12 protein-coding genes are annotated in these 13131 nt (G+C 58.4%); 9 read left to right on the top strand and 3 right to left on the bottom strand.

Annotated elements, in window-relative coordinates:
* Nucleotides 1-141: 141 nt before the first annotated feature.
* Complete coding sequence (locus GO007_RS16920; RefSeq protein WP_095101861.1) at nt 142-2262, top strand: TonB-dependent siderophore receptor; 2121 nt, start codon at nt 142-144, stop codon at nt 2260-2262.
* Nucleotides 2263-2368: 106 nt separating this feature from the next.
* On the opposite strand, the gene emtA is transcribed toward GO007_RS16920, so the two are convergent.
* A complete protein-coding gene (gene emtA / locus GO007_RS16915) occupies nt 2369-2980 on the bottom strand; it encodes a membrane-bound lytic murein transglycosylase EmtA (RefSeq protein ID WP_095101859.1) in 612 nt (203 codons plus the stop codon).
* A gap of 95 nt (nt 2981-3075) precedes the next feature.
* On the opposite strand from emtA, the gene ldcA reads away from it, so the two are divergent.
* From ldcA to GO007_RS16900, 3 genes are all read left to right on the top strand, one after another.
* Entirely contained in the window at nt 3076-3990 is a 915-nt protein-coding gene (gene ldcA, locus GO007_RS16910; RefSeq protein WP_095101857.1) for a muramoyltetrapeptide carboxypeptidase, read from the top strand.
* A gap of 92 nt (nt 3991-4082) precedes the next feature.
* Complete coding sequence (locus GO007_RS16905) at nt 4083-5816, top strand: potassium/proton antiporter (protein WP_095101855.1); 1734 nt, start codon at nt 4083-4085, stop codon at nt 5814-5816.
* A gap of 124 nt (nt 5817-5940) precedes the next feature.
* A complete protein-coding gene (locus GO007_RS16900) occupies nt 5941-6327 on the top strand; it encodes a hypothetical protein (protein ID WP_095101853.1) in 387 nt (128 codons plus the stop codon).
* A 46-nt stretch (nt 6328-6373) separates the two neighbouring features.
* Here GO007_RS16900 and GO007_RS16895 read toward each other — a convergent pair whose 3' ends face one another.
* Both GO007_RS16895 and GO007_RS16890 read right to left on the bottom strand, forming a co-directional pair.
* Nucleotides 6374-6622, bottom strand: a complete 249-nt coding sequence (locus GO007_RS16895) for an ogr/Delta-like zinc finger family protein (protein WP_095101851.1) — start codon at nt 6620-6622, stop codon at nt 6374-6376.
* 44 nt (nt 6623-6666) lie between these two features.
* On the bottom strand, nt 6667-7821 hold the full coding sequence (locus GO007_RS16890) for a phage late control D family protein (RefSeq protein WP_095102280.1): 1155 nt from the start codon (nt 7819-7821) through the stop codon (nt 6667-6669).
* A 153-nt stretch (nt 7822-7974) separates the two neighbouring features.
* Here GO007_RS16890 and GO007_RS16885 point away from each other — a divergent pair, with 153 nt between their 5' ends.
* The 5 genes from GO007_RS16885 to GO007_RS16865 are packed head-to-tail and all read left to right on the top strand — an operon-like array spanning nt 7975 to nt 13124.
* Nucleotides 7975-9156 (top strand): phage tail sheath subtilisin-like domain-containing protein, encoded by a 1182-nt coding sequence (locus GO007_RS16885; protein WP_095101849.1) that lies wholly within the window; start codon nt 7975-7977, stop codon nt 9154-9156.
* On the top strand, nt 9156-9671 hold the full coding sequence (locus GO007_RS16880; RefSeq protein ID WP_023328126.1) for a phage major tail tube protein: 516 nt from the start codon (nt 9156-9158) through the stop codon (nt 9669-9671). Before GO007_RS16885 ends, GO007_RS16880 begins: the two co-directional genes overlap by 1 nt.
* 54 nt (nt 9672-9725) lie before the next feature.
* Nucleotides 9726-10025 carry a hypothetical protein gene (locus GO007_RS16875; RefSeq protein ID WP_064363116.1) on the top strand — a complete coding sequence of 100 codons (300 nt, stop codon included), beginning with the start codon at nt 9726-9728 and terminating at the stop codon, nt 10023-10025.
* Nucleotides 10022-10198, top strand: coding sequence for a GpE family phage tail protein (locus GO007_RS16870; protein ID WP_071836356.1), 177 nt, complete (start codon nt 10022-10024; stop codon nt 10196-10198). Before GO007_RS16875 ends, GO007_RS16870 begins: the two co-directional genes overlap by 4 nt.
* A complete protein-coding gene (locus GO007_RS16865; RefSeq protein ID WP_223261788.1) occupies nt 10188-13124 on the top strand; it encodes a phage tail tape measure protein in 2937 nt (978 codons plus the stop codon). Before GO007_RS16870 ends, GO007_RS16865 begins: the two co-directional genes overlap by 11 nt.
* The last annotated feature ends 7 nt before the right edge of the window (nt 13125-13131 follow it).

Genomic DNA, 13131 nt, shown 5'->3' with positions numbered 1-13131 from the left:
TTCCTGTGCGCCAATTACAACTTGATAACGAAAAAAATAAACAATAATAATTCGCATTACTTTATGACGGAAATTGACACTTTCGCTTTTTCTCGTGGCGGCGTACAGGAGTACCAGGCTGCGTAACTTCAGGATTATGCAATGATCGCTCGCGTCACCTTCAAACGCTCCGCCTTGCTGTGCGCCCTCGCTACCGCTTTCCCTCTCGCAGGCCTTGCGGAAGAGACGGTTGTCGTCACCGCCCAGCCCGTCGATTCCGCCAGCACGCCGACCACGAGCTATAGCGCAAAGACCTCCGCCGGGGCCACCAAAACCGATCAGCCGCTGATTACTACCGCCCAGTCGGTGTCGGTCATTACCCGACAACAAATGGCCGACCAGGGGGCGAATACGATTAGCCAGGCGCTGCAGTACACGCCCGGCGTCTACTCAAGCTTTGGCGGCGGCGCGACGCGTTTTGATACCGTCTCCCTGCGCGGCTATCACGGCGGCGACGTGGACAACCTGTTCCTCGACGGAATGCGCCTGATGAGCGATGGCGGGAGCCACAACGTCATTCAGGTCGATCCGTGGTTTATCGAGCGGGTGGACGTCATCCGCGGCCCCTCCTCCGCGCTGTACGGGCAAAGCGTGCCGGGCGGCGTGGTCAACCTGACCTCGAAGCGCCCGCAGTTCACTTCCGAAGGTCATTTCCGTCTTAGCGGCGGAACGCAAAATACCAAAGGCGCCGCCTTCGACTATACCGATGCCATTAACGACCAGTGGGCCTATCGGATTATCGGCATGACGCGCTCCAGCGATACCCAGTATGACAATTCCCGCGAAGAGCGTTACGCCATTTCGCCGTCCCTGCTCTGGCAGCCGGATACCGACACTTCTCTGCTGCTGCGCGCCTATCTGCAAAAAGATCCGTCGGGCGGCTATCACGGCTCGCTGCCGCTGGACGGCACCCGCTACGCGCACAACGGGCGTAAGCTCTCCACCGGCACCAACGAAGGCGATCCGTCCGATGGCTATCAGCGTCGCGAGCAGATCTACAGCTATGAATTTAACCACCAGTTCAGCGACGTCTGGTCGGCCTACTCCGCCGGCAGCTATACCCACACCAACGTCTCGTTAGATCAGGTGTATCAGGTGGGCTGGGTTGACGACACGAATATGCTCTCCCGCGGCTACAGCGGCTCTCGCGGCTCGCTGGACGCGTGGTCCACGGATAACCGCCTGCGCGCCGATTTTAGTACCGGCGAGCTGGCGCATACCCTCATCCTCGGCGCGGAATACCACCGCTTCCGCAACGATTTATGGACCGGTGCCGGCGGCGCCTCGCCGCTCGATCCGTTTACCGGCTATACCGCTCAGAGCGGGCATACCGTCACCTACAGCGATAACAATAACCGCCGCTATTACCAGACCGGGCTCTATCTGCAGGATGAGATGGTGTGGAATCGCTGGCATCTGGACCTCTCCGGCCGCTACGATCGCATCGTTTCCCAGCAGGTCAGCGACACGTTCGGCACCACCAGCCGCCGTTCCGATGACCATATCAGCGGCCGCGCTTCCCTGCTGTACGCGCTGGAAAACGGCCTCTCGCCGTACCTGAGCTACAGCCAGGCAATTACCCCGGCGATGCTGCCGGGAGCCGACGGCACCCTGCTCAAACCGACGACCGCGGAACAGGTAGAAGCGGGTCTGAAGTTCCAGCCGCCGGGCAGCGCCGATATGTACAGCATCGCCATCTATGATTTAACCCAGAAAGACGTGGCCACCCGCGATCCGAATATCGCCACCGCGACCTTTGTTCCGGCCGGGAAAGTTCACTCTCAGGGCGTCGAGCTGGAGATGCATAACCAAATTACGCCGCAGCTGAGCACCATCGCCTCCTATACCTGGAACCGCCTGCGCTTCCAGGAAACCAAGGATGGCACCAACGATAATACGCCGCAGCTCTCGCCGGATCAGATGGCTTCCTTCTGGGCGCACTATCAGTTCCCGGCGGGGATCAGCGCCGGCGCGGGCGTACGCTACATTGGTAAACAGTGGGCGGATGACGCCAATACCGAGCGCCTGCCGTCGGTGACCCTGCTGGATGCGATGGTGCGTGCGGATCTCGGCGTCTGGTCGCCGTCGTTGAAAGGGGCGTTTGTGCAGGTGAACGCGAATAACCTCAGTGACCGGGAGTATCTGTCCGGCTGCTACGGAACCGGCAACTGCTACTGGGGCGCGGAGCGTAGCGTGACGGCCACCGTCGGCTACGATTTTTAAGAGATAGCCGATAACTCTCCCCCCGGCCGCTGCGCCTACCGGGCTACAAAATCACGCGATCTGTAGCCCCGTTAAGCGCGGCGCGACCGGGGGAAGGCGGCAATGATTACATCGCATCCAGCGCTTTCTGCAGCTTCCAGATATAGCGTGGAGCCTGCGGAGCCGGATGCTTTTTCGCTACGTGCTCGAAGAAGTCGTCGGCATCCATATCATTGATCTCGTCAATCGCGTCCTGGCGATTCGACGAGAAGGTGCGCAGCAGCGCGCCGGCGCCGTTGGCGTAGGAGACCACCACCGCGTAACGCATCACCTGCGGATCTTTAATCCCGGCCAGCGGACCGTTCTCAAGAATGCTCAGGTAGGCCGCGCCCATCGAAATATTGCGCTCAGGATTTTTCAGCTCGCTAACCGACGGTTCGCCGCGCCAGCCCATGCGCTGATAGACGTCGCGCCCGGAGGTCGAAGGCTTCAGCTGCATCAAACCAACCGCGCCGGATTTACTCACTACCGTTGGATTACCGCCGGACTCAATGGCGATAATCGCCGTCACCAGCTGCGGGTCAACGCCCCACGCCGCGCCGGCTTTTTCGCTGATTGGCATCCACTGCATTGCCCGCTTCACCGGAACCTCAGCGTTCCACGGCGGATTGCGGTAATCATGTTTTGAGCTACAGCCGGCCAATAACACACATAAAAAAACGCACCATCTCAATTTCACACATCTATCCTTATTGGCTGAAGTTTGCCGCCTGGAGATGACAATAATCGCTCCAGGCGGCATGATAACCCTTTCATTCTTAGCAAGGAATTGTCATGTCTCAGTTTTATCTGGTCGCCCCCTCAGGCTACTGCACCAACCAGCAGGCCGCGGCCCGCGGCGTCAGCCGTCTGCAGGAAGCCGGACACCAGGTGATGCATCAGCAGGTCATTACCCGCCGACAGCAGCGCTTTGCCGGGACTGAGCAAGAACGCCTGAGCGATATCAACCAGCTCGCTACCCTCAGCGGCAGCAACCGCATCGTGATGCCGGTGCGCGGCGGCTACGGCGCCAGCCGCCTGCTGCCGCACATCGACTGGCAGGGCTTAACCGCGCGCCAGCAGCGCGACCCGCTGCTGATCTGCGGCCACAGTGATTTCACGGCGATCCAGCTGGGTCTGCTGGCAAAGGGTAGCATAATCACCTTCAGCGGGCCGATGCTGGCAGGTAACTTTGGTGCGGAAACGCTGGACCCGTTCACGGAATTTCACTTCTGGCAGGCGCTGAGCAGCCCGGAGTTTACCCTCGAATGGCACGGCGACGGTCCGGAGTGCCGCGCGCAGGGCACGCTGTGGGGCGGCAACCTGGCGATGCTCACCTCGCTTATCGGCACGCCGTGGCTGCCGCAGATTACCGACGGCATTTTGGTCGTGGAAGATATCAACGAGCACCCGTTCCGCGTCGAGCGTATGCTGCTGCAGCTGCTGCATAGCGGCATTCTTGCGCGCCAGCGGGCGATTATCCTCGGCAGCTTCAGCGGAGCCGCGCCCAACGATTACGACGCCGGGTACGATTTAGCGGCGGTTTACGCATACCTGCGCGCGCAGCTCGCGATTCCGCTGATCGACGGCCTGGATTTCGGCCACGAGCAGCGCACCGTCACCCTGCCGCTTGGCGCGAGGGCGCTGCTGGTGAACAATTCGGCCACCACCACCTTAACGCTGAGCGGCCATCCGGTGCTGACAGAATAAAATTTTCCGTGACACATTTCCGGATCCCCCGCAGATGGTTAATATGATGTCAAATTATCAAAATCTTCATACTCGTAAGGAGTACATGAACATTGGATGCCGGTGCGGTTATTAGTCTGTTTATTCTGGGTTCTGTATTAGTAACCTGTAGCATTTTATTGAGTTCCTTTTCCTCACGTCTCGGCATTCCGATCCTGGTCATCTTCCTGGCTATCGGGATGCTGGCGGGCGTTGACGGTATCGGCGGCATCCCTTTTGACAACTACCCTTTCGCCTATATGGTGAGTAACCTGGCGCTGGCGGTGATCCTGCTGGACGGCGGGATGCGCACCCAGGCCAGCTCCTTTCGCGTGGCGCTGTGGCCGGCGCTTTCGCTGGCCACCGTCGGGGTGCTGATCACCTCCTGCCTCACCGGGCTGATGGCGGCGTGGCTGTTTCACCTCAACCTGATTGAAGGGATGCTGATCGGTGCGATTGTCGGCTCAACCGACGCCGCGGCGGTGTTCTCCCTGCTCGGCGGCAAGGGCCTGAACGAACGCGTCGGCTCGACGCTGGAGATCGAATCCGGCAGCAACGATCCGATGGCGGTGTTCCTGACCATCACGCTTATCGAGATGATTCAGCAGCACGAATCCGGCCTGAGCTGGATGTTTGCGGTCCACATCGTGCAGCAGTTTGGCCTGGGGATCGTCATTGGTCTCGGCGGCGGCTACCTGCTCCTGCAGATGATAAACCGCATCGTGCTGCCTACCGGTCTCTATCCGCTGCTGGCGCTGAGCGGCGGAATTATGATTTTCGCCGTCACCACCTCGCTGGACGGCAGCGGCATCCTGGCGGTCTATCTGTGCGGTTTCCTGCTCGGCAACCGGCCGATTCGCAACCGTCACGGCATTCTGCAAAACTTCGACGGCCTGGCGTGGCTGGCGCAAATCGCCATGTTCCTGGTGCTCGGCCTGCTGGTGACGCCGTCCGACCTGTGGCCCATTGCGATCCCGGCGCTGCTGCTCTCGATGTGGATGATTTTTATCGCCCGTCCGCTGTCGGTTTTCGCCGGCCTGCTGCCGTTTCGCGGGTTTAACCTGCGCGAGCGGATATTTATCAGCTGGGTGGGATTACGCGGCGCGGTACCGATTATTCTCGCCGTCTTTCCGATGATGGCCGGCCTTGAGAATGCGCGGCTGTTCTTCAACGTCGCCTTCTTCGTGGTGCTGGTCTCGCTGCTGCTGCAGGGGACCTCGCTGTCATGGGCGGCGAAAAAAGCCAAAGTGGTGGTCCCGCCGGTGGGCTGGCCAATTTCCCGGGTCGGGCTGGATATTCATCCGGAAAATCCGTGGGAGCAGTTCGTCTATCAGCTCAGCGCGGATAAATGGTGCGTCGGCGCGGCGCTGCGCGATCTGCATATGCCGCCGGAAACGCGCATTGCCGCCCTGTTTCGCGATAACGCGCTGCTGCATCCCACCGGCAGCACCCGCCTGCTGGAAGGCGATATTCTGTGCGTTATCGGCCGCGAGCGCGACCTGCCCGCGCTGGGTAAAATGTTCAGCCAGTCGCCGCCGGTGGCACTCGATCAGCGTTTCTTCGGTGACTTTATTCTTGACGCCAGCGCTAAGTTTGCCGACGTCGCGCAAATTTACGGCCTCGACGGCGGGGAAGAGTATCGCGATCGCCAGCAGTCGCTGGGCGACGTTGTGCAGCACCAGCTCGGGGCCGCGCCGGTGGTGGGCGACCACGTTGAGTTTGCCGGAATGGTATGGACGGTCGCAGAAAAAGAAGAGGACCACGTTCTGAAGGTCGGGGTGCGCGTTGCGGAAGATGAGGCGGAGTGATCCGCCTCAAAAACATATTTAATTGCATGTTTTTAATTGATTTTATTTATTCCATGACCACAAAAAGACCGAAAAAATAACAACAAGGCGCTTTTTAACAATTAAGCTTTGGATAAAACCGACAATGAAAAAACTAGCTCTCTCACTGTTGCTGGTATCAGCCAGCGTCACGGCGCAAGCCTCTAACGAGGCTGTTTTACAGAAGTCTCTTAAACCCTGGAATCCGCTGTCTATTGAAAGTAATGATGGTGTTGTTACGCTTGTAATGAATGAAGATAGCGTTACTACGCAAATCTATAACTCCGTCATTCGAATGGGTGTGTGTGGCCCTCTTTGGCTAAACCCCAAAAAAAATACGTACTTAAAAAATACAAAAGAAGTGCGGGTGTTAAATAGATACGCTCATAGCGGGTTTGTTTTTGAGAACCCCAGCTCTTCTTGCAAAGAGGCGGGGCAAGCAAAAGGCGATGGCTCTGAGTTAATCATCGCATCGCATACCCACGCATTTTAACTTCTTTTGAAGATCTAAAACCAAGCCCCGCAGATGCGGGGCTTTTTTATATGGCAAAGCTGAGCTGATCGTTGCCGTAATGCGATGCAGGGAATGCATCCAAAGGGATAAATCCAGGTGGCAACTTTTCGCGATGACCGCGTTTTGTTACCAGCTTTTCAACGCTATTCAGGGTGGTAAATGTGACGCTGCACTCAAAGTTCTGGCACTGGTGATAATGGCGAACGGTGGTATTACTCAATGGGCGACTGGTGCGCGTTTTGGCAACGGCACCGCAAATGGGACACTTGAACATGATGGCCTCCCGGGCGGGAGTTGAACTCACCGTTATTATGGCTGCTACGACTCCGTTTCTGCAATCCATTCAGGTATTTTCGCTTCAAGCTCCAGCTGCGTTTTAAATCCGCCGTCGTCGATCGTGTGCGTGGCCTTCGCAATTATCCAGTCCTGATTATTCATATCCGTCTTAAATCCCGATACCGTGCCGTGCATCTCCGGGTACAGATCTGCGCGACCGTAGGCCAGCGTCATATTAAATTCGGCGGCGCCGCGTTTGAGCTGCTGCCACTTTGCCGCAGCAGCCCGCTGGGCGGCTATTTCGCTGCTATAGGTTGTCCGCAGTACAAAAACGTTGCCGTCTTCACCTGCAATATAATCCCCTTCCCGACTGCTGCTGCGCGGCTTCCTCTCGGTCTTTTTCTTGCGTTCCTTGACGGTGACTTTCTTCTTTTTGCCGAACTCCAGATCCAGCCAGTACGCCTGCACGCCGGTGTAGGCGTCACGGTCTGCGACGCGGAACGAATGCCGGTCGCCACTGGAGCGGGTGATCGCAAACTGCGGCAGGGCTTTGCCGTTCGCGCTGACGCCACCACCCGGCAGGATAAACAGAAGGCTACCGTTTTTGATGGTGGCAATGGCCCCCAGCAGGTCGGCCATCCTCGTCAGAAATGACATATCACTTTCCTGGGTCTGGTCGGCGTGGTCAATCTCGGCGCTCATCAGCTGCTCGGAAATCACCGGCGTCAGTTTGTAACGCCTGGCGATGGCTGACACGATGCGCTCAACCGTCACGTCATGCCATGACACCTCGCGCTTGACGTTGAACTCATCCCGAAAATCCGCGCTGCGGGCGGTGATCTCCAGTCGGTCCGGCGGCCCCGAATGGGCGACCTCGTCAACGGTGTAAACCCCTTTGTAAACCAGCGGCTCACCCTGCCACCCCAGCGATACCGACAGCTCAGCACCACGCGGCGGCAGTTCAATCAATCCGTCGCTATCGTCGATAGCAATGGTCAGCTCGTCGGCCTCAAATCCGCGGTTGTCGGTCAGCTCCAGCGAAATAATGCGCGGATCCAGCTGCGTCAGTGCTTTGCCGCCCATCAGGATACTGAACGCCGGCACGCGCGAAAGCTCGGACTGATAGTCCTTGAATCGCTGCGCCCCTTCGTCCAGTAGCGCTTTTGCTTTGTCGATAGTGTCTGTCGTCAGTGCCATATGCATTCCCCCGCCGTTGATGGTTTCATGCGCGCGCGATGCTGGCGATGGCTTTTTGTTGTGACAGGCCGGTCACAACCCTGAAGGCACGACAGCGGCCCGCCATCCCGGCGATGATGACCGCGAACTCACTCAACATGATGGCGGTAGAGTATGACCGACAACTTTTTTCACGGGGCGCGCGTCAAAGAAAACACCGACCTCCAGACCGCGATCAATGACATTGATTCAACGGTCATTGGTCTGGTTGCGGTAGCCGAAGACGCCGACCCTCTCACTTTTCCACTTAACACCCCGGTGCTGGTGACGCGTGTTATCAGTGTGCTCGGCAAAGCAGGTAAAACAGGCTCGCTCTACAAATCGCTGAAAGCTATTTCCGACCAGGTCAGCACCCGCGTGATTGTCGTGCGCGTTGCTGAGGCTAAGGTCGGGGAAGATGAGCCGACGCAGTCGCAGCTGATTATCGGCGGCACGCAGGCTGACGGCAGCTACACCGGGATGTTTGCCTTCCTGACGGCGGAGCAGAAAACCGGCTATCGCCCGCGCATTCTCGGCATTCCGGAGTACGACACCGCCGAAGTGACTGCGCAGTTGCGGGTTATCGCGAAGCAGCTGCGGGCGTTCTCATACAGCTACTGCGACGGCTGCGACACCATCGCGGAGGCGAAAACCTACCGCGAGACGTTTGCGGAGCGCGAGGGCATGCTGATCTGGCCGAACTTCATCGCCTATAACCCGCTGAGCGGTGTGAATGAAGAATTCCCGGCCGTAGCGTATGCGCTGGGTTTGCGGGCGCTTATCGACAACGAGCAGGGCTGGCATAAATCACTGTCTAACGTGCCGGTCAAAAACGTGCTGGGGATTGCGAAGGACGTGTTCTGGGCGTTGCAGGCGGAGGACTCCGACGCCAACGAGCTAAACGCCAACGAGATCACCACGCTGATTAAGCGCGACGGCTTCCGCTTCTGGGGCAACCGCACCACCGAAACCGAAGAATTCATTTTCGAGGTGTACACACGAACCGCGCAGATCTTGGCAGACAGTATCGCGGAAGCGCAATTCACCACCGTGGATACCCCGCTGACGCCTGCGAACGTGAAAGACGTGGTGAGCGGCATTAACGCCAAACTTCAGGCGCTGGTTACCGCCGGCAAGCTGATTGGCGCAGCGTGCTGGTTTGATATCGTCGATAACCCAACCGTTGGCCTGCGGCAGGGTAAGGCCATCGTGCGCTACAACTACAGCCCGGTACCGCCGTTGGAAGACCTGACGATGATCCAGACGTTCACCGATCAGTATTACGAATCCGCTTTTGCATCGCTGGGAGGTGAATAGTGGCTATTCCTAAAAAACTCCGACTGTTCACCGTCTTTGTGGACGGCGTGAACCATATCGGCAAAGTCCCCAGCGTGACGCTGCCGAAAGTGACCCGCAAGACCGAAGATTACCAGGGCGGCGGTATGCTCGGTTCGGTGGCGGTTGATCTGGGGCTGGATTCCGGCGCGCTGGACGCGTCAATGATTGTCGGTGGCGTGGTTGAAGAGCTGATCCTGAAATATGGCGGCGATATCGACGAAATGCGCCTGCGCTTTGTCGGTGAGTTTTACAGCGGCGGTACCAGCTCGTTACTGGAAGTTGAGATGCGCGGACGTATCACCGAAATCGATCCGGGTGATGCGAAACAGGGTGATGATACCAACCACACCTACGCCATCAAAAACACCTACTACAAGCTGTCAGTGGACGATAAGCCGCTGCTGGAAATCGACCTGCTGAACTTTATCTACAAGCGCAACGGGGAGAACCTCTACCCGGATCGCATTATGTCGGCGCTGGGCCTCGGCAGCTGATAACCCTTTTTACTCACCTTTAAGGCGGCCTGCTGGCCGCCCGGAGAAAATGCTATGTCCGTTATTCTCAGTAAGCCGGTTAAGCGCGGCGATCAGGAAATTATCACCATCACTATCACCGACACCATCAAACAGGCGGGATCCCTGCGCGGCCTGCGTCTGGTTGATGTGCTGAACTTCGATTTCGATTCGGTCTCCACCCTGCTGACGCGCACCACCAGTCCGCAGCTGACCAGTACCGAAATTGCCACGCTGGCAACGGGTGACTTCACCGCACTATGTGAAGAGCTTACGCCTTTTTTGGCGAGGCCGGCGCCGTCCGTACCGAACGCGGCGGAGACGGGGAGCGAATAAGAGAGGCGGTATTTTCTGACGTCGACGATCTGATCGCCGACATTGCAGTTATTTTTCACTGGCCGCCCTCCGAGATGTACGGCATGGAGCTGCGCGAGCTGATGGCCTGGCGCGAGAAGGCGGCCATCAGAAGCGGCAACCATGAACAGGAGGATGACGACGATGGATCTTAGTATTCGCGTTGCGTTCAGCGCCATTGATAAGCTCACCCGCCCGGTCAGCGCCGCCAGCAAAGCGATTGGCGGCCTTTCTGACTCCCTCAAAAAAACACAGTCTTCCATTAAAGACCTGGAGAAAGGTGCGGCGTCTTTCGACAAGCTGCGCTCGCAAGCTAACGACACAGCTCTGAAGCTCCGGAGCACTCAGCGCGCCTTTGACGGTCTCAACCAGAAGCAGCGCGAAGGCGGGCAGCTTACCGAGGCTCAGGCGGCACGTCTTGAAACGCTGCGCAACAAGCTCTCACGCCTGACGGATACCTACAACAAGCAGACTACCCAATTACGCTCTGCCGGGCAGGCGGTGCGCCAGCACGGCGTTAACCTCACCGCCGGTAGCGGTGCGGTGCAATCTGCCATCCGGCGAACTGAGCAATACAGCCAGGCGCTTGAGCGTGAACGACAGCGCCTGGCTGCGGTAACGCGCGCACAGGCAAGCTATGAGAAGGCAAAAGAAACCGGCGCGAAACTGCGCGGCGGCGGCACGATGGCAGTAGCTGGCGCGGCGGTGGCTGGATACGCAAGCGGTAGATTTCTGTCGCCTGCCGTCGGCTTCGATACCGACATGTCGCGGGTAATGGCGCTGACCCGCATGGACAAAGGCGATAGCCGGTTTACAGTTCTGCGAGAACAGGCCAAAAAATTAGGTGCCGAAACGGCATTTTCAAGCAGTGATGCGGCGCAGGGGCAAGCATTCCTCGCGATGGCCGGCTTTACGCCTGAGGCCATTCAGGCCGCGTTACCCGGCGTTCTGGATACAGCTATTGCCGGCGGCGCGCTGAGCGGGGATATCTCTCTTGGTGAGACTGCCGACATTGGCGCCAGTGTGCTCAAGCAGTTTGGCTTGCAGGCAACGGATATGGGGCGTGTTGGTGACGTATTGGCCGGCACATTTACCCGTTCCAGCACAAACTTGCGCGCACTCGGCGATACAATGAAGTATACCGGGCCAGTTGCTGCCGCTCTAGGTATAAGTCTGGAAGAAGCGGCGGCGATGGCTGGTGTTCTCGCTAATAACGGGTTGCGTGGCAGCGATGCGGGGACAGCTATGCGCGCCTCTCTTACCCGACTTTCGGCACCAACCGGGGCCGCTGCGAAAGCCCTCAAGGAGCTTGGAGTAAGCGTCGCGGACAGCCGCGGTAAGCTGCGGCCTGTCGAGCAAATCCTCGGCGACCTGTATAAAGCCACGAAAAAATACGGTGACACCGATCAAATTAGCTTCTTCAAGGATATCGCTGGCGAAGAGGCAATGGTCGGGTTACAGACGCTCGTCAAATCCGTAGGGAGTGGTGATCTCCAGAGGCTTATTGCTGAACTGAAAAAAGCGCAGGGAGAGTCCGCGTCCACGGCAAAAAAAATGTCAGATAACCTCGGGGGCGACATTTCAAACCTCAGCAGCGCCTGGGAGGGTCTGCAAATCCAGATATCTGATACCGTCAAGGGCCCGCTGCGTAGCCTGGTGCAATGGCTTGATGAAACTATTTCGCGCGTAACAGTCTGGGTTAAGGCAAATCCCCGACTTGCGCAAACTCTCCTCCTCGTTGTGGGCGGTACGCTGGCGCTGACTGTCGCTATTGGCGCCCTCTCGCTTGCCGCCGGCATTCTGATTGGGCCGCTGGCAAAACTACAGCTCGGCTTTGCGGTGCTAACCGGTGGTCGCGGCATTCTCGGCACAGTCGCCGCATTCCGCACCCTGGGTGCCGCCGCTGGCCCGGTGATGGCAAGCATGCGCGGCTGGCCTGTCGTTATATCGGGTATCGCATCCGGTTTCGGGAGGATCTCCGCCATCATGCCCGCGATTCGGGCCGGGTTAATGGGTGCATTTCTGGCTCCAGGTGCGGCGCTGGCATCTTTTGGTAAAAGTCTTGGCATGCTGATGCTCAGGCTGACCGGCCTCCCTGCGCTCTGGGGCATGATCACCGGCACGGTATCTGTTCTGGGTGGGGCGCTGCCTTTCCTGTTAAGCCCAATCGGGCTGATTGCTGCGGCGTTTGTCGCGGCGGGGCTGCTGATCTGGCGCTATTGGGAGCCTATCAAGGCGTTTTTCTCCGGGTTCTTTGCTGGCGTATGGCAGGCACTGACGCCGCTCAGGGGCGCCTTTTCTTCGCTGGCGCCCGTCTTCTCTGCTCTGGGTGGCGGTATTAAAGCCGTCTGGGAGTGGTTCAAAAACCTGTTAACGCCGATGCAGACCAGCAAAGAGACGCTGGATAAGTGCGTCTCTGCCGGGGAGACATTCGGTCGGGTGATGGGGACGGCGCTTAGCGTTCTGCTGTGGCCGCTTCAGCAACTCATGAACGGCGTGGACTGGCTACTTAAGAAGCTGGATCTCATCCCTGACGGGATAGGCAAAGCCAGGCAACAGGCTGATAAGGCACAGCGGGAGCTTGAAGCCTCTGCGGCAGCGCTGGCAGGGCATCAACTCCCGTTAGGGAAAGCGGAAGTGTACAAGCCTGCCGGCGATAAACCTCCGGTCATTACAGGTGATAACGGCACTCTGCGACGTCTGAACAGTATCGCCGATAACACGAAGGCGACAGCCAACAATACGAAGAAAATCGGCCCCGGCGACATTGTTTTTAAAAACCTGCCGCGCGCACTGGCGCTGCGTGGCGCCTATCAGGAGGCACGGGTTATTCCGCAGCCTGTGCCGCGCGTATCTGCGGCGGCGGCCGGCGGTATTCTGTCGGTGCCGACTGCGACGCAGGGGGCATCACCTGTGCCGGTCGCGGCGGCTTCGGGTGCGGCGCCGTTCTTCCAACTGGTCTTTAACGACGTCGGTAAACGCTCGGATCAGGAGCTTGAAAAAATGGTTCGCAATGCCGTGCGCGATGCGATGGCCGGCACCCGCAAAACTAACCGTGGTTCATTCCGCGATCGGGAGTAAGGAGGTT

It is taken from the genome of Klebsiella sp. 10-1 (genome assembly GCF_009758445.1).
Taxonomy (GTDB): domain Bacteria; phylum Pseudomonadota; class Gammaproteobacteria; order Enterobacterales; family Enterobacteriaceae; genus Klebsiella; species Klebsiella scottii.
Note: the sequence above shows the minus strand (reverse complement) of the source record. Positions and strands in the feature narration are given on the sequence as shown.